20 protein-coding genes and 1 pseudogene are annotated in these 25,720 nt (G+C 27.4%); 3 read left to right on the top strand and 18 right to left on the bottom strand.

The window, feature by feature from the left end; translation table 11 throughout:
* Positions 1–27: 27 nt before the first annotated feature.
* From ACRCYC_RS07335 to ACRCYC_RS07295, 9 genes are all read right to left on the bottom strand, one after another.
* Entirely contained in the window at positions 28–2,073 is a 2,046-nt protein-coding gene (locus ACRCYC_RS07335) for a urocanate hydratase (RefSeq protein ID WP_438618483.1), read from the bottom strand.
* A gap of 23 nt (positions 2,074–2,096) precedes the next feature.
* Positions 2,097–3,662 (bottom strand): histidine ammonia-lyase, encoded by a 1,566-nt coding sequence (gene hutH / locus ACRCYC_RS07330; protein WP_438618481.1) that lies wholly within the window; start codon positions 3,660–3,662, stop codon positions 2,097–2,099.
* A gap of 206 nt (positions 3,663–3,868) precedes the next feature.
* On the bottom strand, positions 3,869–4,882 hold the full coding sequence (locus ACRCYC_RS07325; protein WP_438618480.1) for a LacI family DNA-binding transcriptional regulator: 1,014 nt from the start codon (positions 4,880–4,882) through the stop codon (positions 3,869–3,871).
* Between the two features lie 173 nt (positions 4,883–5,055).
* Positions 5,056–5,256, bottom strand: coding sequence for a hypothetical protein (locus ACRCYC_RS07320; RefSeq protein WP_438618479.1), 201 nt, complete (start codon positions 5,254–5,256; stop codon positions 5,056–5,058).
* A 140-nt stretch (positions 5,257–5,396) separates the two neighbouring features.
* Positions 5,397–5,582 carry a hypothetical protein gene (locus ACRCYC_RS07315; RefSeq protein WP_438618478.1) on the bottom strand — a complete coding sequence of 62 codons (186 nt, stop codon included), beginning with the start codon at positions 5,580–5,582 and terminating at the stop codon, positions 5,397–5,399.
* Between the two features lie 46 nt (positions 5,583–5,628).
* On the bottom strand, positions 5,629–5,805 hold the full coding sequence (locus ACRCYC_RS07310; protein WP_021125081.1) for a hypothetical protein: 177 nt from the start codon (positions 5,803–5,805) through the stop codon (positions 5,629–5,631).
* A gap of 311 nt (positions 5,806–6,116) precedes the next feature.
* Complete coding sequence (locus tag ACRCYC_RS07305) at positions 6,117–6,326, bottom strand: hypothetical protein (RefSeq protein WP_438618477.1); 210 nt, start codon at positions 6,324–6,326, stop codon at positions 6,117–6,119.
* Positions 6,327–6,543: 217 nt separating this feature from the next.
* Positions 6,544–6,750, bottom strand: coding sequence for a hypothetical protein (locus tag ACRCYC_RS07300; RefSeq protein WP_438618476.1), 207 nt, complete (start codon positions 6,748–6,750; stop codon positions 6,544–6,546).
* 45 nt (positions 6,751–6,795) lie between these two features.
* On the bottom strand, positions 6,796–7,227 hold the full coding sequence (locus tag ACRCYC_RS07295) for a hypothetical protein (RefSeq protein ID WP_438618475.1): 432 nt from the start codon (positions 7,225–7,227) through the stop codon (positions 6,796–6,798).
* A gap of 143 nt (positions 7,228–7,370) precedes the next feature.
* Here ACRCYC_RS07295 and acpP point away from each other — a divergent pair, with 143 nt between their 5' ends.
* Positions 7,371–7,598: an acyl carrier protein gene (gene acpP, locus ACRCYC_RS07290; RefSeq protein WP_438618474.1), complete on the top strand. Its 228-nt coding sequence runs from the start codon at positions 7,371–7,373 to the stop codon at positions 7,596–7,598.
* A 28-nt stretch (positions 7,599–7,626) separates the two neighbouring features.
* On the opposite strand, the gene ACRCYC_RS07285 is transcribed toward acpP, so the two are convergent.
* Positions 7,627–8,631 (bottom strand): nucleoid-associated protein, encoded by a 1,005-nt coding sequence (locus ACRCYC_RS07285; protein WP_438618473.1) that lies wholly within the window; start codon positions 8,629–8,631, stop codon positions 7,627–7,629.
* A gap of 10 nt (positions 8,632–8,641) precedes the next feature.
* The gene (locus tag ACRCYC_RS07280) at positions 8,642–9,544 is read right to left on the bottom strand and encodes an RluA family pseudouridine synthase (RefSeq protein WP_438618472.1); all 903 of its coding nucleotides are present in this window, start codon (positions 9,542–9,544) and stop codon (positions 8,642–8,644) included.
* 149 nt (positions 9,545–9,693) lie between these two features.
* Here ACRCYC_RS07280 and ACRCYC_RS07275 point away from each other — a divergent pair, with 149 nt between their 5' ends.
* Together ACRCYC_RS07275 and yfcE are read left to right on the top strand one after the other, a co-directional pair.
* Positions 9,694–10,494, top strand: a complete 801-nt coding sequence (locus ACRCYC_RS07275) for an NAD(+)/NADH kinase (RefSeq protein WP_438618471.1) — start codon at positions 9,694–9,696, stop codon at positions 10,492–10,494.
* Between the two features lie 18 nt (positions 10,495–10,512).
* Positions 10,513–11,070: a phosphodiesterase gene (yfcE, locus tag ACRCYC_RS07270; protein WP_438618470.1), complete on the top strand. Its 558-nt coding sequence runs from the start codon at positions 10,513–10,515 to the stop codon at positions 11,068–11,070.
* 38 nt (positions 11,071–11,108) lie between these two features.
* Here yfcE and pepT read toward each other — a convergent pair whose 3' ends face one another.
* From pepT to ACRCYC_RS07235, 7 genes and pseudogenes are all read right to left on the bottom strand, one after another.
* Positions 11,109–12,335, bottom strand: coding sequence for a peptidase T (gene pepT / locus ACRCYC_RS07265; RefSeq protein ID WP_438618469.1), 1,227 nt, complete (start codon positions 12,333–12,335; stop codon positions 11,109–11,111).
* A gap of 186 nt (positions 12,336–12,521) precedes the next feature.
* Complete coding sequence (locus tag ACRCYC_RS07260) at positions 12,522–13,781, bottom strand: HlyC/CorC family transporter (protein WP_438618468.1); 1,260 nt, start codon at positions 13,779–13,781, stop codon at positions 12,522–12,524.
* 612 nt (positions 13,782–14,393) lie between these two features.
* Entirely contained in the window at positions 14,394–18,137 is a 3,744-nt protein-coding gene (addA, locus tag ACRCYC_RS07255; protein ID WP_438618467.1) for a helicase-exonuclease AddAB subunit AddA, read from the bottom strand.
* Positions 18,138–21,584: a helicase-exonuclease AddAB subunit AddB gene (addB, locus tag ACRCYC_RS07250; protein WP_438618466.1), complete on the bottom strand. Its 3,447-nt coding sequence runs from the start codon at positions 21,582–21,584 to the stop codon at positions 18,138–18,140.
* Positions 21,574–22,335, bottom strand: a complete 762-nt coding sequence (locus ACRCYC_RS07245; protein WP_438618465.1) for a PD-(D/E)XK nuclease family protein — start codon at positions 22,333–22,335, stop codon at positions 21,574–21,576. The genes addB and ACRCYC_RS07245 overlap by 11 nt, the downstream gene beginning before the upstream one ends.
* Positions 22,328–24,541 carry an ATP-dependent helicase gene (locus ACRCYC_RS07240; RefSeq protein ID WP_438618464.1) on the bottom strand — a complete coding sequence of 738 codons (2,214 nt, stop codon included), beginning with the start codon at positions 24,539–24,541 and terminating at the stop codon, positions 22,328–22,330. Before ACRCYC_RS07240 ends, ACRCYC_RS07245 begins: the two co-directional genes overlap by 8 nt.
* A pseudogene (locus ACRCYC_RS07235) lies at positions 24,534–25,720 on the bottom strand (hypothetical protein); the annotation flags it as partial. The gene ACRCYC_RS07240 and the pseudogene ACRCYC_RS07235, both read right to left, overlap by 8 nt.

Genomic DNA, 25,720 nt, shown 5'->3' with positions numbered 1-25,720 from the left:
CCCCCTATAAACTACATATTTAATAATTTATTTATTAACTTCCATAACTTTATTTATTAAATCTTCATCAACTATATACGGTAAAGTTATATGATCTTGTCCTTTGCATAGCTTGTTATATTCCATAACTGTAGTTATAGAATTTTCATTTCTAGACCATGCACGTCTAGCAACTCCACCCATAACATCCCAAGGCATAGCAGTTCTTAGTATCTCATCTACTCTATGAGAGCCATCAAGCACCATTCCAAACCCTCCATTAATAGATTTACCTATACCAACTCCTCCTCCATTGTGAAGTGCTATTAAGCTCATTCCTCTAGCTGCATTTCCTGCAAAACAATGTGTAGCCATATCAGCCATTATATTACTTCCATCTTTTATATTAGATGTTTCTCTAAATGGAGAATCCGTTCCTGATACATCATGATGATCTCTTCCTAACATTACAGGACCTATCTCTCCTGTTCTTACCATCTCATTAAATTTAAGAGCTATATTAGTTCTTCCCATAGCATCTTGGTAAAGTATTCTCGCCTGTGATCCTACCACTAAACCATTTTTTTCTGCATCCCTTATCCATATCCAGTTGTCTCTATCTTGATATCTTCTATTTGGATCAATACAATCCATAGCAGCTTTATCAGTTTTTATTAAATCCTCTCTTTTCCCACTCAAACAAACCCATCTAAAAGGTCCGTATCCGTAGTCAAATAATTGAGGTCCTAATATATCCTCTACATATGAAGGGAATATAAATCCATCTTTTTCATCTATTCCATTTTTAGATATTTCTTTGCATCCTGCATCATATATAGCTTTCATAAAGCTATTTCCATAATCAAAGAAGTAGCTTCCTTTACTAGTTAACTCTTTAATTACTTTAAAGTGATTTTTTAAAGTTTGATCTACCAACTGTACAAATTTGTCTTTATTTTTAGCTAAAAGCTCTGTTCTTTCCTCAAAACTTATTCCTTGAGGGCAATATCCTCCATCATATACAGCATGACAAGAGGTTTGATCTGATAATAAGTCTATATGTATATTATTTTTGGCAGCATATTGAAGTAAATCCACTATATTACCATGATAAGCTATTGCACATGCCTCTTTTTTATCCATAAATTCATTTGCTAATTCAAATGCTTCTTCACAACTTTTAGCAACTTTGCTTACCCATCCTTGAGTATACCTAGTTTCTATTCTCGAATAATCAACCTCAGCTATGATTCCTACTCCACCAGCTATTTCTACTGCCTTACCTTGTGCTCCACTCATTCCTCCAAGTCCTGAAGTTATAAATAGTTTTCCAGATAAATCTGCTTCTTCTGGTAATCCCAGTATTAACCTACCTGCATTCAATAACGTTGAATAAGTACCATGAACTATCCCTTGTGGTCCTATGTACATCCATCCTCCAGCTGTCATTTGTCCATAGTTGGATACTCCTATAGCTGCCGCTCGTTTCCAATCTTCTTGATTGTCAAATAATCCTATCATTAATCCATTAGTTATTATAACTCTAGGTGCATCTGGCTTTGACTTAAATAGACCCACAGGATGACCTGATTGTATAACTAGAGTTTGATCTTGATTCATTACTTGTAAATATTTTTTTATCAATAAATATTGCATCCAATTTTGAAGTACTTGTCCGGTCTCCCCATATGTAACAAGCTCATATGGATAAAGTGCTATGTCAAAATCTAAATTATTATCTATCATTACCTGAAATGCTTTAGCCTCTGTACATTTAGCACTATATTCATCTATCGGCTTAGCTTTTATATTTCCTTGTGGTCTAAATCTATAACCATATATTCTTCCAGTATTCATAAGTTCAGTTAAAAATTCTGGCGCTAATTGTTCATGGTATTCTTCCGGTATATATCTTAATGCATTATTTAATGCTAGTTTTATATCAGATTGAGATAATTTGGCTTCTCTTTTAGGTGCTCGTCTTATTCCTTCTATAAAGTTAGGAATCTTATTTGGTATATAATCTAATTTTATAGTCATCGCATCTTTTATATCTTCATTTGTAACATTCATAGTTTTTTCTAAAGTAATCATAGCCTATATCCCCCTTATATTTCCTATATTTCACTTACAGCAATTTCTTCATTTATTAAAATTTCCAAATTTAAAACTTTTTCCACAGCTTCTACAATTAAATTTTTCTTTATTATTTCCTCACATTTATTTATTTCTTTATACATAACTAAATCTTCTTCTATAAATTTAGTATGATTTCTTATAACATTGTATGCAGCTTCAGTTCCTAATCCTAATTTTTTCTTTCCTCTTAAATCTATAGCTTGTGCTGCCGCTAATATTTCCATAGCTAATACATTTCTTGTATTTTCCATTATTTCTTTTGCTTTCCTCGCTGCTATAGTTCCCATAGATACATGATCTTCTTGATTTGCTGATGATGGTATTGAGTCTACACTCGCTGGATGTGATAATACTTTATTTTCTGAAACTAAGGATGCCGCACTATATTGAACTATCATAAAACCTGAGTTTACTCCACCATTTTTAGTTAAAAATGCCGGTAGTCCATTACTTAAAGCTGGATTAACTAATCTTTCTAATCTTCTTTCTGATATATTGGCTATTTCTGATAATGCTATTCCCAAGAAATCGAAACTAAGAGCCATAGGTTGTCCATGGAAGTTTCCTCCTGATATTACATCTTCTTGCTCTAGGAATATTATTGGATTGTCTGTTACTGAATTGATTTCTATATTTATTTTATTTTTAACATATTCTATAGCATCTTTACTTGCTCCATGTATTTGAGGTGAACATCTAAGTGAATATGCGTCTTGTACTCTTAAATCTCCTTGCTTTGTTGTCATTTCACTTCCATTTAATATTTCTAATACATTTCTTGCTGTATTTATCTGTCCTCGGTGAGCTCTCACTAAATGTACTCTCTCATCCATTGCACAGGTAATTCCATTTAAGGACTCCATAGTTAATGATAATGCTATATCTGCTGTTTTTAATAAGTTCATTGCATCATAGGTAGTAAGTGCTCCAATTGCAGTCATAACCTGAGTTCCATTTATAAGTGCTAATCCTTCTTTTGAAGATAACTCCGGTAAAATCTCAACTCCTGCAAGATTCATAGCCTCTACTGATGACATCTTTTTTCCATTATAAAATGCTTCCCCTTCACCTATCATAGTAAGAACCATATGTGATAGTGGTGCTAAATCTCCCGATGCACCTAATGACCCTTTCTCTGGTATAACTGGATGAACATTATGGTTTACCATATTTACTAATGTATTTAAAGTCTCTACCCTTACCCCTGAATATCCTTGTGATAAATTATTTATCCTAAGTAGCATTATAGCTCTTACAATATCTTCTTCTAATGGGTCTCCTACTCCGCATGCATGGCTTATAATTAAGTTTCTTTGCAATGAATGAGTTTCTTCTTTGGATATTACTACATCTGAAAACTTTCCAAATCCAGTAGTTATTCCATATACAACTTTTTGTTCATCTACAAACTTATCTACTAAATCTCTCGATAGTTTAACCTTTTTTATTATATCTTCACTTAACTCTATTTCATACCCATTTCTAGATACATTAACTATATCTTCTATAGTTAAATCTCTTCCATCTATAATTATTTTATTCATTTGTTTTCCCCCTATATAAAAAATAAAAATTTATTTAATATTAAATAAAAAATCCACGTATTTAAATAGCTTCTACAAAGCATATTCATATCCTTTGTTTCAAATATATAATATTATTTTTTTATATATTTTTTAATTTTCATATATTATATACTCTTAAGCATAATAAAAAGGCATGTTACCTTTTTAGATAACATGCCTTTTTATTATGGTCTCTGTATAACACTTTCTCTTTCAACTATTCTATATGGAAGTTCTACTTTTTTATTTTCTAAAACTTCTTTATCGATCATCTTTATTACCATTCTTATTGCTACAGCTCCCATATCATATAATGGTTGGTGAACTGTAGTTAACTTAGGTCTATATATAGCAGCTATTTTAGCATCATTAAATCCAGCTACCGATATATCTTCTGGAACTCTGTATCCTGCATCACATATAGCATTTAAAGCACCTATAGCCGCTTCATCACCTGTAACAAATACAGCTTCTGGTATATTTCCTTCATCTAGCATTTCTTTCATTTTTTCATATCCATAATCATATGTAGTTCCTGCATTTTTAACTAATGCTTTATTTATTTCCAAATTACCATCTTTCATAGCTTTTTCGAAACCTACATATCTTTCAGTCTCTAAAACAGTATCATCTTCACTAGTCATTATAAATGCTATTTTTTTATGGCCTTTGTCTATAAGATACTTTGTCATGTCATAAGTAGCATCTGTATTACTTATACTTACAGAATAAACATCATAGTTTCTAGCTGTTTTACTTACATATACTGCAGGTATTCCACAGTTTTGTATATAATTTAAGTGTTCTTCATCAACTTTCCAAGACATCAAAACGATACCCTCTACTTGCTTAGCTCTTAATAAATTTATACTCTTTAATTCTTGATCTTTATCTGAATATGTATTAGCTAATAATATATCATAGTTGTACATCTTCGCAACTTCTTCAATTCCATTTACTAATTCACTTACAAAAGAATCAGATACCTCTGGAATTATAACACCTATTAATTGGCTTTTTTTAGTTACTAAACTTCTCGCTAATGGATTTGGAACATATCCAGTTTCCTTTATAACATCTAATACCTTTTGTTTTACTTCATCTGTAACTGGCTTAGAATCATTTATTACTCTTGATACTGTAGATATAGAAACGCCTGCTTTCTTAGCTACATCTTTTATTGTTACATTTGTTCTCATTTAGCATTCCTCCTTATCTTAATTCTTACTATATTTAATGAAATATATTCTTTAGTCTGTGTAAAAATTAATTTTATCATAATTTTGTAACTATTTAAATATATTTCGACAAAAAATAACACGCCAGCATATACTGGCGTGTTATTTTTGTGTATTTTATTATGCTTTAATTATTAGCATCCGCAGCCATCGTCTCCATCAAAGAACCCTGAACAAGAACATGCTATTAATAATAATATTAAGAAAGGTATCCATGCCATTATATCAATGTCTACCCAAGTTTCTCCGAATGCTAGGAATAAGAAGAATAGTACTATTATCCACCATGCTCCTCCACCGAAACATCCGCCTTCGCCGAAAAATCTTGTTAACATATACTTACCTCCTATTTTAACTTATAATTACTTATAAACTTAGTTAACTTTATTAGCTAACTATTTTATATGATATGAATCTATATATATTTTTGTTCCTCTTATTTTTTTATCTGTTGGTTATAACAAACAAATACGGTTTATTCGAATCCACCTTCACAACAAATTATTATTAATAATAATATTAAGAAAGGTATCCATGCACATATATCTAATTCTGCCCAACAATCTCCAAATGCTAAGAATAGGAAAAATAATACTATTATTATCCATCCACATCCTCCTCCATCAAAACATCCATCATTACCAAATAGTCTATCTAACATTTTAATTTCCTCCTGATGTCAATTTACTTTAGTGTCTATTTTTAAATTAAAAACATCCACCACAACTACATAATATTAATAAAACTATTAAGAAAGGTATCCATGCACATATGTCTAACTCTTCCCAACAGTCTCCAAATGCTAAGAATAGGAAGAATAATACTATTATCCACCATGCTCCTCCACCAAAACATCCATCATTACCAAATAGTCTATCTAACATTGTGTTACCTCCTGCTGCTGATAAATTTTTGAGCTTTCGCTCTTAAAACATACTATGCAGTTTAAATAGTTTTTGATAATAATTTTATAAATTTAAAAATTATTTTTTTATAATTTTCATTTAACCAAATTTAAAAATGAAAAATTCAATTCATCTATGACTTCACCCATTTAATACATCACTAAATTCATTTTAAATCTTAAAAACAACTCAACTATATATATTTAATAACTTATGTAAAATTATTAAGTAAATTTAATTTACTTAACCTAAAAAAAAGCTACCTAAAAGGTAGCCTTTTTATACCTTGATTAGCATCCACACTCGTAATCATCACCAGCGCCATCTAATCCACATGAACAAACTATAAGAAGTAGTATTAAAAATGGAATCCAGTCAGTTATACATATGTCTGCCCAACACTCTTGGAATGCTAAGAATAAGAAAAATAGTACTATTATCCACCATGCTCCTCCACCAAAACATCCATCTCCACCAAATATTCTACTTAAAGTGCCCATATATACCCCCTATTTTTTTGGATTGCTAAAATATTTTCCCCTTATTTAGCTAACCCATATTTAAAAAATATTTTTAGAAGTCATATCTCAAATGTTCATACTCTTAATTTATACTATGGGATTTTTAAAAAATGGTTACTATATTATTATTTTTTTTATAAATTTAATATTTTATTATTAATCAAATAAAAAAAAGCTCTTATACAGAGCTTTTTTTTTAACAACAACCATCATCGAAATTGAATAATAAAAGTATTATAAGTATTATCCATATCCATGAATTATCATCACAAAAGAAATCATCAAGTAAATCTGTTCCTAATAATAAAAAAACTACTACAGCTATTATTAATAAACTTGACCCTCCAAATGATGAATCACATCCACATCCAAAACTTCTTAAAAGTTTATCTAGTTTTGACATATGGTTACCCCCTTTAAGTGTTGGAAAACCCATAGTTTTCCTTAATTATTCATATGCACGGGTAGATAAATATGTTACTTGCAATAAATTTTTGTCTAACAAACTATTTAGTTCTTTTTCTGATAAATCATTATATTTTTTTACTAACTCTATGCTGTTATCTTTATCATTTTTATTAGATATACTGATTGCTAAATTTTCTATAGACTTTATTTTATATTTTTTGTATTTACTTGTAAAAAAAGACGTCTTAGAATCTTTTATACACTCTTTAAGATTTAGCAGTCTAGATATATACTCCTCATCATTTTTCAAAACTAATTCTTTTTTAGTTATAAAATCTTCTAGTATCATGTTGCTTTCTATTACATATGAACTCATCTTTTGAATATCTAAGTTTATAATGTTGTAATATGAGTTTATTAATAAAACCACCACTACACATATAGATGATGCTAATAAACCTATATACTTCATAACCATTCCTCCTATGCTTTGTTTATATAAAAATATATGCTTGTTTAAATATATTATTCTAAATTTTATATAATTTAATATTGAAAAATTCCATAGCTTATATTAAACTACAATTAAATTATGAATTTTTTAGGAGGTCCATTATGTTTGAAAGAGTTAGAGAAATAATAGCTGAACAATTAGGCGTTGATGACCTGAATACAATAACTTTAAATACATCTTTAACTGAAGATTTAGAAGCTGATTCTTTAGATGCTGTAGAGGTTATTATGGCTTTAGAGGATGAGTATGGTATAGAAATACCTGATGAAGAAACTGAAAACTTCAAATGTATAGGTGATATATGCACTTTTATAGAAGAGCATAAATAAAAAAGACCGAGTTAATAACTCGGTCTTTTTATTTTTCCTCATAAAATTTTACATTTTTTATAGTTATATCTATACTTCCATCTGAATTTTGTTTAACACTATACTTCATAGGGTCTTCAAAGTTGCTTAATTCTCCTTTTACATCAAATCCTGTATCTGTCTTTATACTTCTTCTTTTAAGTTTCTTCTCTACCCATTGTTTATCTATGCTAAATGATTCATCTAATCCTTTATCTTCCATATGTTCTTTAAAACTTTCTTTTAAGTTAGAATCATCTATAGATTTTTCAACAAATTCATTTAAATCTATTTCTTCCTTTTCTTTTAAAGTATAATTTAATACACTTCTTATGTCTTCTGCTTGCTTAATGTCATTAGTAAGAGCATTAGTTATCCATGTTTCTGCACTACTTTTAAATACCTTAGTTTTATGTTTATCATCAACTATTTTTTCTGCATTTAAAAATTCACTTATAAATTTTGATTCTAAGTCTTCTTTTTCTGCATTTTTATCCAACAGTCTTAAATGATATTCATCATTCATTCCTGTTAACCCCACAATTGCACATTGCTTTTGTCTTTGAGTTTCAGGTATTCCTATTTCATTAGGTACCATTTGTATATTAAATTTATCATCAATAAATTCTATTGAGTGTGTATATAATTTCTTATAATCTAATTTTAATATACCTACATATTTTTCATCTTTTATTGTATATAAACATATTGCTAAATCACAAGATTCTAATTCAGCATTAATTTTCATAACATCAAATAAATATGCAGCTATTTCTTTTGAGTTTTCTAAAAATGTACTTTCATCATATATTATTTGTTCGCAGCAATTTTTAATTGTATTATTTTCATAATCTTTAAATATTCCTTTTCTCAAATCATCATCTTTAGTAACTCTTTTTATTATTTTTTGGAAAAACTTATCAACTTCTTGGCTTATTTTTCCCTCAAAATCATTTAGAATAGGAACTTCACTATTTTTATCTAGTACATGCACTATAAACTTATGTATTATCATTTTTACACCTCTATTTTAATTTTTCTATTAATATTTTCATATCTGCTGGTATTTCAGCTTTAAACTCTAATTGTTCTTTCGTTCTCGGTTGTTCAAATTTCAAACTATAGGCATGTAGAGCTTGTCTATTTATTAAAGTTTCATCTACATATCCATATAGTTCATCACCTATTATCCCATGTCCAATATAATCCATATGAACTCTTATCTGATGGGTTCTGCCCGTTTCCAATTTAACTTCTAGTATAGTTGCATCATTTAGTCTCTCAATGACCTTATAATGGGTAACAGAAGCTTGACCCCTATCATCTACTACCCTTTTTATACTATCTTCTGTTGGTCTATATATAGGTTCATCTATAGTTCCAGAATCATTTTCTACAACACCTTTAACAATAGTTATATACTTTTTTTCTACCTTATCATCACTCATATCTTTAGATAGAGTATGATGTGCGTATGCATTTTTAGCTACTATTACAAGTCCTGATGTATTCATGTCTAATCTATTTACAAATCTTATTTTAACCTTTTCATTTTGATTAATTATATAATCTGTAACTCCGTTAGCAATTGTATTTTCATTATGACTTTTAGTTGGATGTACTACCATAAATGGAGGTTTGTTTACCATTATTAAATCAAAATCATCATACATTATATCTAGATTTAAATTTTGTGGTGTGAAGTTAGCTATATCTTCATCTATTTTAACTTCAATTAAATCACCTATCTTTATTTCGGTACTAGGCTTTTTAAACTTTCCATTTACTAAAACAGTTTGCTCTCTTTTCATTTTAGATAAAGACCTTACTGAAAAATTTAACTTATCTAGTAAAATCTCTTTTAATGTTGAGTTTTCCTGACTTGTGTAAGATATTGTATCATATCTTTGTTCTTCTTTTTTGAACAAATTTACACCTACTTTCATTTATAATAACATTATCTATTTTATACTATTTTTAAGGAATACATAAGTCCCTTTATTTCTATAGTCATCTTTACTAGGGTATCAATTACTTTTTAAATTATGTTATAATACAAATGTAAAGAGGTGGGGATATGAAAAGAACGATAACAATAAATTCAAATTCATTGGATATATCTATAAAAACTAGAGAAATATTAACTAATAAGCTTATTGAATACGGCTTTAATGTAACTTATACTTTTGATCCTAGCTCAGAACTTATAATATCTATCGGGGGAGATGGTTCTTTTTTAAAAACTGTTCATGACTTTGATTATCCTGAAATTCCCATTCTAGGTATAAATACTGGGCATCTAGGTTTTTTTACAGATGTTTATCCTGACTTTATTGATGATTTTATTAATGATTACAAAAATAATAACTTTATATTGCAAGAAATTCCACTTATACAAGCTACAGTTTGTACAATGGGAAGTTGTATAGATATGTATGCAGTTAACGACGTTGTAATAAAGGGAGACAAATCTCGAACTATACACCTTGACTTAAATGTTAATAACAAGCATATACAAAACTTTAGCGGAGATGGTTTATTAATTTCCACTCCTACAGGTTCTACTGCATACAACTATGCTGCTGGAGGTAGTATAGTTGATCCTAGCTTAAAACTTATGCAATTAACGCCTCTTCATCCTATAAATACTAATGCATATAGATGTTTTACTTCAAGTATTATATTCCCACATGATGCAATCATTGACATCTTCCCTGAATATAGATTTGAAGATGCATTATTAATAGTAGTTGATGGAGTTGAATATAGACTTGAAAAAATAACAAGTATTTCAATTACAACATCAGATGTATATGTTCAACTTGTACGGCTTAGAAATTATGAATTTTGGAGTAGAGTTTCAGACAAGTTTTTATAATATTTTGGAGGTGCTTTTATGAAAATTGGTATAATGAGTGATACTCATGGTAGTTTAATCTATTTAGAAAAAGCTTTAGATACTTTATCAGAGTGCGATATTTTACTTCATGCAGGTGATGTACTATATCATGGTCCTAGAAATGATTTACCTGAAGGATATAATCCAAAAGGTGTCATAAATAAAATAAATGAATTGGATAATATTCTTATAGCTAGGGGTAATTGTGATGCTGATGTTGACCAAATGGTTATAAATCATCCTATCCAAGCACCTTATGTTTTAAGTCAATTTGGAGAAACTAGAATATTAACAAATCATGGATATATAGATTCTAAAGAGGAAACTATAAAAAAAGCTAAATCTATGGGCGCTGATATTTTAATACTTGGGCATACCCATGTCAAAGAATTGTATATTGATGAAAACCTAATAGTTATAAATCCGGGAAGTACTTCTATCCCTAAGGATGGTTCTCATTCAGTTGCAATAATAGATATAGTTGAAACACACGAAGAATTAGATTTAGATATCAATTTAATAGATATTAACACAAAAGAAATAATTAACTTATAATAAAAATGAACTCTAAATGTTTAGAGTTCATTTTTTTATTATTTTAACTTTGTATATTTTTCAGCTATCTTAACAATTAAGTTAGCTCCTTTTTCCATTGATGAAACTGGTATACACTCGTTTTTACTATGGAAGTTTAATCCTCCAGTGAATATGTTTGGACAAGGTAATCCCATAAATGATAATCTAGCTCCATCTGTACCACCTCTTATCGGTACTATTATTGGAGTTATATCAGTCTCCTTCATAGCCTCTTCAACTAAATCAACTACAAATTTAACTGGTTCTACTTTTTCTTTCATATTGTAGTATTGATCATTTAATTCTAGAGTTATTCTTCCATTATATTTAGCATTTATTTTTTCTATTACATCTTTCATAAATGCTTTTCTTTCTTCAAATTTAGCATTATTATGATCTCTTATTATATAAACCATAGAAGCTTTTTCAACATTTCCATTTATATCATTTAAATGATAGAATCCTTCATATCCTTCAGTTGTTTCAGGTCTTTCACTAGCTGGGAACATTTCAGATATTTCTGCTGCTATATGTAGTGCATTAACTAATTTGTTCTTAGCACTACCTGGATGTACATTTCTACCTTGTATAGTTATAGTAGCTCCTGCTGCATTGAAGTTTTCATATTGAAGTTCTCCAAGTATTCCACCATCTATAGTGTATGCATATTTTGCTCCAAACTTTTCAACGTTGAATAAGTTTGCTCCTCTACCAACTTCTTCATCTGGAGTAAATCCTATTTTTATATCACCATGTTTTATTTCTGGATGATTTACTAAGTATTCTATAGCTGTAACTATTTCAGCTACACCAGCTTTATCATCTGCTCCTAATAAAGTTGTTCCATCTGTAACTATTACATCTTCTCCTATTAAAGTTTCCATTTCTGGGTAATCTTTAGGAGATGTTACTATATTTAACTCATCATTTAATATAATATCTTTTCCATCATAGTTTTTAACTATTCTAGGTTTAACATCTTTTCCTGTTACATCTGGAGCCGTATCTAAATGAGATATAAATCCTATAGTAGGAACTCCTTCTACGTTTCCTTTTAATGTAGCCATCACATAGCTATTTTCATCAACATTAGCATCTTCAAGGCCTAATCCTTTTAATTCTTCAACTAAGTATTTAGCAAATACTCTTTGTCCTTCACTTGATGGACAGTTTGAGTTTTTAGGGTCTGCTGTTGTATCAAATGTTACATATTTTAAAAATCTTTCAAGTACTCTTTCTTTCATAGCAAAAGTTCCTCCATATATTTCTTAATTTAATTATTTTTGTCCTTTGTATATCCATCTTTTACAAATAAAGGAATACGCTTTAATTATAATACTTTATGCTGAATTTATCAAACAAAGTGTTGTAATTATTTTTTAAAGTTGAAAATTTTATTTTAATGTAAAATAAGGTGCTAAAATAGCACCTTATGTAAACACTCTTATTTTCTTTATTCTATTTTTATCTAAACTTTCTATACACAATTTCACATTATCAACTTCAATAACTTCATGTTCTTCTGGTAATCTTTTTAAATGTCCTATAATAAAACCACCTATAGAATCAAACTCTTCTGATTCTAAATTTGTTCCTATAAGTTCATTAACCTCTGATATTTTTTTACTACCATCAATTACATATTCATCTTCTTTTATTACTTGTATATCTTCATCTTCGTCATCATATTCATCTTCTATCTCACCAACAATTTCTTCAACTAAATCTTCAATAGTTATAAGACCGGAAGTTCCTCCATATTCATCAACAACTATAGCCATTTGACTTTTATCTTTTTTCATTTCTTCAAGTAATTCAGTTATCTTTTTAAATTCATATGTGAAAAATGGTTCTCTCACATAATTTTTTATATCAAAATTTTCTATTTCTTCATCAGTTAAAAATACTACATCCTTTATATTAACTATCCCAATTATATCATCCACAGACTCTTCATAAACTGGCATTCTACTAAATTGCTCTTCTTTAAAAAGATTTATTACCTCTTCATAATTACCTTGAGCATCTATACACACCATATCTAATCTTTGCACCATAGCTTCTTTAGCCTGCATATCTCCAAATTGGAATACATTATTTATTATTTGTCTTTCTTCTATTTCTAGAACCCCTTCTTCATGACTTACATTAACCATTGTTCTTAACTCTTCTTCAGTTATATATGGCTGACCTATATTAGTTTTTATTCCAAATAATTTAAATATAATATTTGTAATAATATTAAATATCCATACTACTGGCGTTAATATAAATAATATTACTTTTATAGGTTTAGAAACTAATATAGCTACTTTTTCTGAATTATTCGCAGCTATAGTCTTTGGTGTTATTTCTCCAAATATTAATACTAAAATAGTCATTACTGCAGTAGCAACTGGAACTCCTTCTGGCCCATTTAATATTGTTATAAACAATGATGTAGATAAAGATGTTGCCGCTATGTTAACTATATTATTCCCCACTAATATAGAACTTAATAACTTTCCTGAGTCTTCAGTCAATTTTCCTACTAACTTAGCTCCCTTAATTCCTTCATCTTGCATATGTCTAATTCTTATTTTACTAAGTGACATTAAAGCTGTTTCAGATGCTGAGAAGAAACCTGAAGACATTAGCAATACTACTAATATCACTACTTGAATAATAATACTACCCTCGGTCGAACCCAATTTTTACCACACTCCTAGTTTTATTTTTATTTTAATTATATCATAGTCTTTTTAAATTTGGAAATAGCTTGGTAAATTCTAGTTTTAAAGCATTATAAGCGTTTTTCATATAAATTAACCATTATATATATATTGTTCACTTATCTGTAAAATATCATATATATAATATATTTTTTCAATCTACATATAATAAAATCAACTTATTTTTAGAACTTATTTTATTAAAGATTTATAAATGAAGTCATCTGTTAGTATCTCTCCTAACAGATATCCTAATAATCATACTATATAATTATTATGGCTCTAACTAAAGTTTAAACGCTTATGTTTATAGAATTTATTGAAAAAATTTCCTTGTACTTTTGATTTAAGTAAATATAAAAACTAAATACTAAGAATTTTATTAATTTATGTTGAAAAGAGTAACAAATTTTATTTTCATTCATATAATGACATTAAGAAAGGTAAATACTTATCTTTCTTAACCGACAAACTTTAATTCTTATAAATAAGATTAAAATACTTGTTAATAATTGAAATATGATCGGATAATAAATAATTTCTATCCCCCCTATTTATCACCTATACCCCCCTTGTATAGGTGATTTTTTTCTAAAACTTATAACATATTTCCTCTTCACTACCAAATAAATATATATATGCTTCTTTTACAAGCTTTCCTGTTAATTGATTTAGAGCTTTACTATATATTTCAAGTTGTTTTGTATATCTATTTATAACATCTTCTCTATTTTCTTCATTCACAAAGTCGGTTTTATAATCTATTATAACTATTTCATCATTTTCTTCAAAGTATGCATCTATTATTCCCCTTACCATTAAAGTATCATCATTCTCCAATTTTTTCTCATCATCTTCAAAGTCAAATACATCTTTTATATTAAGTTGTAAATAAAATGCTTGCTCTCTTTTTAAAAAATGAGATGTTGTCATTCTTTTTCCTAAGTTAGATTTAAAGAACTTCAATACTTTATACGGATTTATAGCATCCGCTTGAGTTTGAGTTAAAATATTTTTTTTAATAGCTAATTCTATTTCATCTTTTATATCATTTATATTATCAACTTTATTCAAATCTATAATTTGCATAAATAAGTGCATTATAGTACCCTTTTGAGCACCTGTCATCTTATTAGATGTTTCACTTTCTTGTATAAATAATGGTTTTTTTATTTCTGTTGGTTTTTTTATTAATTCTTGAACTATATAGTCGTCTTCTCTTCTATTTTCTAATTGTTTTATTTCTGTAACAGATATTGTTGCAGCCCTATTTACAGATTCCATAAATGGATATTTAAAATCTAACTTATCATTTATTAAATTATAGTAATCACTATTATCTTTCTTTAAATCCATATTTACCAATATAGAATCTATACTTTCATTTTCTTGTATATTATCTTTATTTACTAATATATCAGATCTATCCCAAATTCTAGTTTTCCACTTAGAATCATGTTCTGTAAAACCATTATACTCAAGTTCGACTAATTCCCTTATGTCATTTAAATCTTTATGCTTTAATACGGCAGGCATTATCCAATCCAAGAAATTTTTTCCCTTTAATATTTGATATTCTGAAATTGGCCCTGCATCAGCTATACTCTCTCCCCATTTTTTCACACTAGATTGTATATCTCTTACTGATCCTGTTATAATTAACTTTTCTTTAGGTCTTGTAAATGCAACATATAAAACTCTCATTTCCTCTGATAAGTTTTCCATATTTATAGTTGTTTTTAATGCTTCTTTAGCTATACTTGGATAAGATATTTTTCTATTGTAATCTACAAGTTGAGGACCATATCCTAATTTATGATGATATAAAATGTCTTTTCTAAAATCTTGATTATTAAAGTTTTTACCCATACCTGCACATATAACTATAGGAAACTCTAATCCTTTACTTTTATGTATACTCATTATTCTTACAACATTAGCATTTTCTCCTAATGTTTTTGCACTTCCCATATCTGAGTTTGAGCGCTTTAGCTTTTTTACAAAATTTATAAAATTAAATAAACCTTTAAAACTTGTAGCTTCAAACTGTTTTGCTCTCTCAAATAAAACTTTTAAGTTGGCTTGTCTTTGAATTCCAGCTGGAAGAGCACCTACATAAGCATAGTATCCAGTCTCGACATATAAGTACCATAAAAATTCATCAGTGCTCATATACATAGATTTAACTTTAAAATTATCTAACTTTTCTATAAAATATCTTACTTTTTCACTTAATTCATTTTCTTTTTCACAAGATATTTGCAATACTTCATAAAAGCTCTTATTTCTATCCTCAATTCTTATATCTATAAGTTCCTCTGGTGTAAATCCAAACATTGGAGATTTTAATACTGCAATAAGCGGTATATCTTGCATAGGATTGTCTATTATTTGAAGCAGTGCTAATATCGTTTTTATTTCAACAGTATCAAAATATCCAATTCCAGTATCCGCATATGTTGGTATATCCATATTCATAAGTTCATCAACAAATACTGGTGCCCAACTTGAAGTAGCTCTTAATAAAATTACTATGTCTTTAAAGTCCACATTTCTGTATTTATCTACTCTTTTATCATATACTTTCATTATCTTACCATTTTCATCAGGCTTCATAATGTTTTTTATGATTTTTCCCAACATCCTAGCTTCTAATTGTATATTGTCTATTTCTTCTTGTTCTTCCTCCTCTTCATCTGATAGCTCTTCTGATTTACTATTTTTTTGTATTAAATGTATTTCAGTTGATCCACCAACTATAGCATTTTCTTCTTCGCATTCTTTAAAACTTGCACCTAGATTTAGTCGTTCATCTTGATTGTATTCAATTTCACCAATATTTCTACTCATTATGTTTTCAAATATATAATTTGCAGAATCTACTACTTCTTTTCTACTTCTAAAATTTTTATACAGCATTATTTTTCTATTTGCACTACCTTTTTTAGTATCATAATTTGCATATTTTTCAAGAAATATTTCTGGCTTAGCTTGTCTAAACCTATATATACTTTGCTTTACATCTCCAACCATAAATCTATTTGGATTTTCAACTTTAGCAATAGTACTTAATAAAACTTCTTGAACTAAATTACTATCTTGATATTCATCTATAAATATTTCTGAAAATTTTTCAATATATACCTTAGCCGCATCTGATGGTATTATGTTTCCATTATCATCAGTATCTGTTAATATAGCTAATGCAAAATGCTCTATATCATTAAAATCTATAATTCCTTTTTCTCTTTTCTTTTCTTGATATCTTTTTTCAAAATTTACTATTAAATCAGAAATAGATTTTACTACTGGATATAAATATTTTATTTCATTATAAACTTGACTATTACTTTTATAAAAAGTAGCACCTATTATACTTTCTAGAGATTTTTTATTTTTATCTCTTATATTTTTAGCATTTTCTCTAGCCTGTTTTATATACTCAGGTGCATCTTTTGAAAGTCGCTTTACTCCCTTTGCAAAGTTTTCAAATTTCATATTGCTCATATAGTAGTATGTACTATCCCATCCATTATCACAAGCCTTTACTATATCTACTATTTTAGAATATTCTATACTTAGTTTTTCCTTATAGCTTTCTAGTTCTTCTAATCCATCTACACAAGCTATAGCTTTTCTCATACTAGCTTCTATTCCATTCATCTCTATTTTTACAGTATCTAGTATAGCTTGTGCCCATATAGAACTTGAAAAATCAAAATCATCATCTATATTAAAAAGTTCAGCAGAGTCGTATAGCCATTTTTCAGGATATGGAGATGCCATAGAAAAATTATATATAGATAAAATAATTTCTTGTAACTCTTTATCTCCTCTTTTTTCAGCATAACTTTCTACCAAGCTTAGAAACTCTATATTTTTAGCTTCATAGTAATCTTCAAAAACTTCTTCTATACATTCCTGTTTTAATAAAGTACATTCAGTTTGATCTCCTATTCTGAAATTGGGATCTATATTTATCTTATGAAAATTAGATTTTATAACATCTAAACAGAATGAATGTATAGTAGTTATACTCGCTCTGTTTAAAAGTATTAATTGATTTTGTAAATGACTATTTTCAGGATTTTCATCTAAAGCTTTAGCTATAGCATCACCAACACGCTCTCTCATTTCTGAAGCAGCTGCATTTGTAAATGTAACTACTAATAATTTATCTATATCTATGGGATTTGTTGTATCTGTAATTATTTTTATAATACGTTCAACTAATACTGCTGTTTTTCCTGAACCTGCAGCTGCTGCTACAAGCAAATTGCAATTTCTACTATCTATAACTGCTTGTTGTTCTTCTGTCCATTTAGGAGAACTCATTTACTCAACATCTCCTCTCATTTTATTAATTATTTCATCCTGACTTTTTTTATTTATAATTCTATAATTATTATCCTTAAATGTACTATCAAATTGACATATTGTTGAGAAACTACAGAAATCACAAGATGTTGACTCTTTAGTTTTATATGGAGTAATTCCTATATTACCATTAAGCATATCTTCACTTAATTCCTTTATAGTATATTTCACATATTTTCTAAGTACATTGAATTCATCTTGATTTACTCCAGAAGTCGTCTTCGATATTGTTCCATCCTTGTTTATTGAAGCTGGAACTACTAATGAGGTTGCTTTCTCTCCTTCTGGCAAAGTATTATCCATTTTCCTAATTATATTTGTATCTTTTAATACTAACCCCTTCATTTTAAGTTTTTTAAGTATTTCTTCTCTTATGCTATCATCTTCTTTATCTTCATTTGATTTTATTATAGGATCATCTATTTTAAAGTAAAGTATTGCTGCCGGATTTATATTTCCTCCATTAATATTTGAACTTTCTAATATAGCATCTAAGTACACTAATAACTGAAGTTGTAACCCATGATAAACATCAGTAAGGCTTATATCTTTGTTACCAGACTTATAATCTACTATTCTTATATATTTTTGTGAATCTTCTTCTAGCATATCAACTCTGTCTATTTGACCTATTAAATTGATTTCTTCTCCATTATTTAAAATAATTTTTATTGGAGGATACTTCCCTTTTCCTCCAAACTCAACTTCATAATCTGTTGGATCAAAAGAACCTTTTTTAATTTGATCACTAATTATTGATATTGCCGATACAAGCATATTTTTTAATCTATATGCCAAATATTTATATCTTGCTGAACTTTCTAATATATAACCAGGTATCTTAGACACTAATTCCTCTACTATTATAGTAACTTTATCAACAATATACTCTGGAGTAATGTCTCTCCAGTCCAAATTATCCTTAGATAATTGATTTGAAAATTTATCTAATATATTATGAACAAAAGTTCCAAAATCAGGTGGTGTAAATTCAAATTCCTTTCTTTCTTTGGCTTTAAGTCCATACTGAATAAAGTATGCAAACGGACACTGAGCATATTTTTCTAGTCTAGATACACTAAATAAATTATTATTATACAGCTCTCTTATTTTTTCACTTTCTATCTTTTTAACTTGATTCGTATAATTTAATCCTTCAACTATATTTTTAGCCCTAATATGATAATCTTTGTTTTGAATATAGTATTTGTACATATCTAACCATACTGAATCTATATATCTTTCTTCTTCAAAATTTTTTATTGATTTTATAAGTTCATTAAACATAGGTGATTTAGAAGTTATATTTCCTACTATTTCTTCACTAGAACTGTACTCTATATCACTTAAATAACTTTCATTTTTTATGTTTGGAAATAGCTTTTTTATCCTCGAAACTATTGCTGATGGTCTTAACGTTTTGCCTTCATGATCAGCTATAGGATAAGTTATAGTTAATGCCATTGATGTTGATGTTAATGCCCTATATACCAAAAACTGTTCTTCAAAAGTTTTAGTCTTACTATCAATATCAACTTCAATTCCATTCTCCCCTAAGCTGTCTCTATCTCTATCGTTTAATATTCCATCATCTTTTGATATCAATGGGAATATACCATCTGTAGTTCCTATTAAATATAAATGTTTTGTATTTGGGTTTTTCATTCTATCAACACTACTTACTAATACTTGATCTAAACTTGGAGGTACTGTTGCAAGCTCATATTCATCAAATCCTATACTTATTACTTTGATAAATTTGTCTAAACTAATCATATCCTCACCCATAATTTCAACAATTTGGTCTAATATATCAATTACAATCTCCCAAACTTGAGCATATTGATTGGCTAAATTTATCTCATTGTTAGCTTTGAAGTTATCAATCATAATTTGTATTGTATTTGGTATATTTATATCTAATAAAAATTCATATATATATTTACATATATCTTTAGCTTTATTTTGACCTTTTATTTTTTCTTGTAGTGTCACTATAGGATCTATAATTAACTTTCTTATTTTATTAACTTTTTCTATAATTTCTAATTCATATTCATTTTCATCTTCATTAAGCTTATGGTATACTCTATAATTCCATCTTTCTTCAAACCACTTTTTACCTCTTATTCCATTGGCTAAAACATAATTTTCAATTAAACTTATATCATCTATACTCAAACCTAATAATCCACTCTTTAAATATCTAAACATAGTCTCGTAGTTATATCTTCTACTTTGCATTTCTAATGCAGCTATTATTAGAACTATAATAGGATTACTTTTTGCTTCTTTTTTATTATCAATAAATTTTGGTATTTCATATTCATTAAATATAGAGTTAACTAAAAAATCATATCTATTTAAATCTCTAGTTGCCACAGTTATATCTCTATATCTTAATCCTTTTTCTCTTACCAAAAAAACTATCTCTTTAGCTATTTGTTCTACTTCTGAATAAAGATTAGTAAATTCCTTTATAGCTATGCTTTCTGTTTTATCTTCATAAATCTTATATGTATATGAATAATAATTTTTTTCTAAATGTTCTAATTCTTCATTACCATTAAATCTTTTTATCTTAGTTGAATTTAAACTTATTTCTGGCTTTATTATAACTCCAGATTCCATACATAATTTTTTTAATTTTTCTTCTGTAAACTTAGTACGAGAAAATACATCTTTTTTATTATAAGTTTTTACTAAATTATTGTCTAAAGTTAATGTTATATTAACTTCAGATGCTTTAGATAATAAGCTACGTATTACCTTATATTGATTAGGTGTAAAACCTGTAAATTCATCTATATATATTTTTGCATTATCAAAATAGTTACATAGCTCTATTTTATCCGCTAATGATGCTAATAAATCTTGTGTATCTACATAGTTTTCATGAAGTATTTTTTCATAATTGTTATAAATTTTACTTATATCTTGTAACTTTAACTTAAGAGTTTCACTTTGAACCTCTCCAGCTATATTTTCTAAAGCTTGAGATGTTATACTATATTGCTTAAACTCAGATATCATATCTGATATGGTACCTATAAATCCAGGTTGTGTAGATGCCTTTGAGAATATTTCTAGCTCACTACTTACGCCATCTAATGCCTTATATATCATCATAGATCTACCACTATCATTTATATTTATATCTGTAAGCCCTCCAACCTGAGAAAATACTATATTACTTAATGTTTTAAAACTAAGAACCCTAGCTCTAAGATAAGGATCTGTATCTATATATTTACTTAATTTTTTTTCACTTTCAAAAGTATACTGTTCCGGAACTAGTAGTATTATAGGTGAAGTTTCATTGTCATTTACTTGCTTAGAAATTGCTTCCAAACAATATGTTGTTTTTCCACTTCCACCCCTTCCGAATATAAACCTAAGACTCATATATTTCATCCTCCAATATGCTGTAGTTTATATCTTTATTATTACATAATTTATTAAACTCACAAAATTTGCAATGCTTAATGTTTTTTATACTACTCTCATCATCATAGTTTGTTTTTCTTATATTATTTATATATAATTCTATCTGATTTTTAATATTATTATGTTTTTCTTCGTTATATTTAATTGTTATTGGTTCATTAGAGTACTCTGGCTGATAATAATTTATACTTATATTTTCATAATCTATATTTAAATTATTTACTTTATTTACAACTTCTCCAGCTAAAAGCAAATATACCAGTGTTTGCATTCTATTTTCGATATTTCTATATTCTATCTTTCGATTTTCCGTTTTCCAATCCCATATACTAATACTGTAATTATCTAAAATTACTAAATCATACTTTGCTTGTATATTAATATCTTTATTTCTGTATCTTACTTCATACTCTGGCAAATATATTTTATCTTCTTTTATTGGTATTAACCTTTTTATTTTTTCTAACCATATATTAAAATCTTTATTCTCTGCATATTCTATACCTACAGGTATATTACTAAAATATCTTTCACAGATTAAATGAAAATCTGTACCTAGCCTAAGATTTTCATAATAATCTCTACTATTTTCGTCATCTTGCTTCCAATTTATCTTATCTATATATTTATATTTAAACTTTAAAGGACAACTTTTATATGTATTTATAGAGTTTTGACTATATAAAAAATTTTCTAATTTTTTATTCAACTAACTCACCCCTCTTTTCTTTTATGAATTTACCTAAAGAATTAAAATAAAAAGATGGCTTTTGTTGTTGTTTTTTATTTGAAGAATTATCCTTATACGTATATCCAGATAACATTAACATTTCTTTTGCTCTAGTTATACCTACATATAATAATCTTATCTTTTCATTTATTATATCAACTTTGTGTTTATACATAAAATCTTTAGGTTTATCTCCTGTTATAATAGCGTCTACCTCTGACTTAGCTATTGCTACAGGGTTTTTGTACTTATCTTTTAGATACCATAACTCCCCTTGGAATTTTTGCTTTATATCTGCAGGAAACTTGAATTCAGTTAAATCAAGTAAAAATACTACATCCCATTCCATCCCCTTAGATTTATGATAGGTACATACTGTTATTCCACCTGGTTTAGGTTCATATCCATTTATTTCATATATAATTTCACTTATGTAATTAAAAACTCGATTCCTATCATCTAATAATATTTTTCCTATATCATATAAACTAGTATTAGGATTATCTAAAATTAAATATCTTACATAAAAAGCTATATAATCTACCATAGATTTTTCTTCATCACTTATATCTATATTTTCCCCTATCAGTAGAATTAGTTCATCCATCTTTATTGATGTGTAATCTAGTACTTGTTTTAAACTAGTTATACCATTTAAGAAACTTATATATATTTCATCACTATTATCAATTACAATATCTGTAATTACATTATCTGTATTATATATAATATCTTCAACATCATACCTCTTTAATTTTAATAAAAATTCATCTTTTCCTAGCTTATTATCAGTATTTATATATATTTTTTCTAATACATTTACTAATTTATCTACGTCATCACATTGTGCTAAAAACTCAATTATATAACCTATATTGTTTATAACTTTTCTTTTATGAGATGAATTTGGTCCTAACTCATCAAATTCTATATTATGTACTTCTAAAACTTGAGCTACTTCTCTTACTTGATTATTAAATGGAACCAATATTCCTATGCTTTTATCTGGTGTAGTTTTCTTTATATACTCCACAAATTTAACAGTTTGTGATATTTCCTTTTCCCAAGTTTCATACCACTTTGCATTTAATAAATATTTTTCTGACTTCGGATTTTCTTTATAGCCCCTACCTTCTGGAACTGTTCTAATTTCCATTTTCTCCAAAGCACTTTTACAATCATCTAAATAAAAATCTTGTGTTATTAATCCTACTAACTCATTTGCTAATTCTATAATCTCTTTAGAGCTTCTATTAGACATGTCCATCTTGTAGCAGTTATCTGCTTCTTCCATAAACTCTTTAAAAAATATTGGATCCGAAGAAGAAAATGTTCCATTTATACTTTGGTTTACATCTCCAACCCTTACTAAATTATTATTATTTTCTGATAGTAATTTTATTATTTTGCCTTGAAGTTCATTAGAATCTTGACATTCATCTTCAAATATATATGAGTATCTATTTTGAAATTTAATTTTTAGATCTTCATCTTCACTAAGAGCTTTATAAGCTAAGATTAAAATATCATCATAGTCTAAAAGTCCATTATTTTTAAGCCTTTTTTCATATTCTTTGTATATAGGCAAGATACACTTTAATATACCTCTATGCCCATTTAATATAATATTTTCTAGTTTTTTTGTTGATATATCTTTATACTTCAATTCACTTATAGCATTTACAGCTAAATCAAAAAATCCTTGATTCCATGATTCCAAACATCTATTTCTCCATTCTTCATCTTTTTGTTCTTTAACAAAAAAATTAAAAGCCTTTTCTCCACCATTATTTTTAAAGTTATTTATACATTCATTTAGTATTATACTTTTCTTTAAATCATCTACTATGCTAAATTCTTCATTTAGCATAACCAATTCTGGCTTTTCTTTTATTATCTTTACAGCTAAACTATGTATAGTCATAACCTCATAGGCATTACTTTCTTTTATATTATTTTCTTCTAATAGCTTTCCAATCCTTCCCTTAAAATTATTTACAGCACTATTCATATATGTAAGAATTAATATTTTTCCGGGTTTACTCTTACCTTCTTTTATTAGCTTTGCTACTAAATTTGTAACTATGAAAGTTTTTCCAGCTCCTGGTACTGCTGGAACTGCCATTGTTCCACCTTCATAATTTATTATAGGTATTTGGTCTTCCCTGTAATTTATTTTATTCATTTGAATCACCTTTATCTATTAACTTTAAAAGTAAACTGTATAAAATGCCCTCTTGTATGTATCCATTTACAGTGTATTCACTTTTAAAAGCATATACCTTCTTTGTATTTATGAGTAAATTATATATAGTATTATATAAATAATATTCCCTATAAAATTCTTCTTTGTCTTCAGTGTAAATTTCATCATCTTTGAAAGATTTTTTAAGAACATGGACATTACTAATTTCTTTTTCAGATTTCATACTCCACATATTACTACCTATATCTAACCATATTTGTATAGGTGTTTTCATATTTTGAGATATATAAGCATATGGTGTTGTCAATACCACAGAATCTAATTGTTTAAATTCTTCTATATCCCATAAAGAATAGTAATCTTTAATATTAGTTTTCAATGCCTCTATAAATATTTTTTCTTTAGTCTTTTTAGAGTCTAAGCCTAACAATTTTATGCTTTCAGTAAAATTTTCACTTTCTTGAATTATCCTTTTGCATATTTTAACATTTTCTTTTCCATTTTTTAATTTTAATAATTTATCTATATAAAATTTAATTAAAAACTCGTATATATTTATATCTTGAGATTTTTTATCTTCTATGTAATTAAGTAGATTTACATAACCTTCATTATTATATTTATCTTTGAATATTTTAGTTGCCTTAATTTTATTAACATCTAATAAAAGGCTTATACAATTTATATAGTCTTCATTATTTAATAATTCTTCGCATTCATAAAATATACATGAAGCTACCATTAGTGCATGTGCATATGGATAATCAATAACTCGCTTATCTTGTTTTGTATTATAAATATTTATATTGTTTTTTGATAACATATTTTTAATTTGATAATCTAGTATAGTATCATTTATAGGAGATATAATAGCTATATCTTTTGGTTTGTGTCCTATTTTCATAAGGTCTATAACTTTTTTTGATACCTCTATAATCATCTCACTATATAATTGGCTACTTTGATTTAAGTCAATATCTACATTCAAATTTATTAAGTCTTTAAGATATATATTTTCAATGTTACTATTATCTATAACCTTACATTTTGCAAATAATTTTGACTTTATATAACTTATGTCTATATTATTAAAACTTGCATAGTCTTTTGTTTCATTTATATACATGTATGAATCACTTACACTGTCTAATAAATTAT

Origin of the sequence: Paraclostridium sp. (assembly GCF_051657365.1) — a bacterium.
Lineage (GTDB): Bacteria > Bacillota > Clostridia > Peptostreptococcales > Peptostreptococcaceae > Paraclostridium.
Note: the sequence above shows the minus strand (reverse complement) of the source record. Positions and strands in the feature narration are given on the sequence as shown.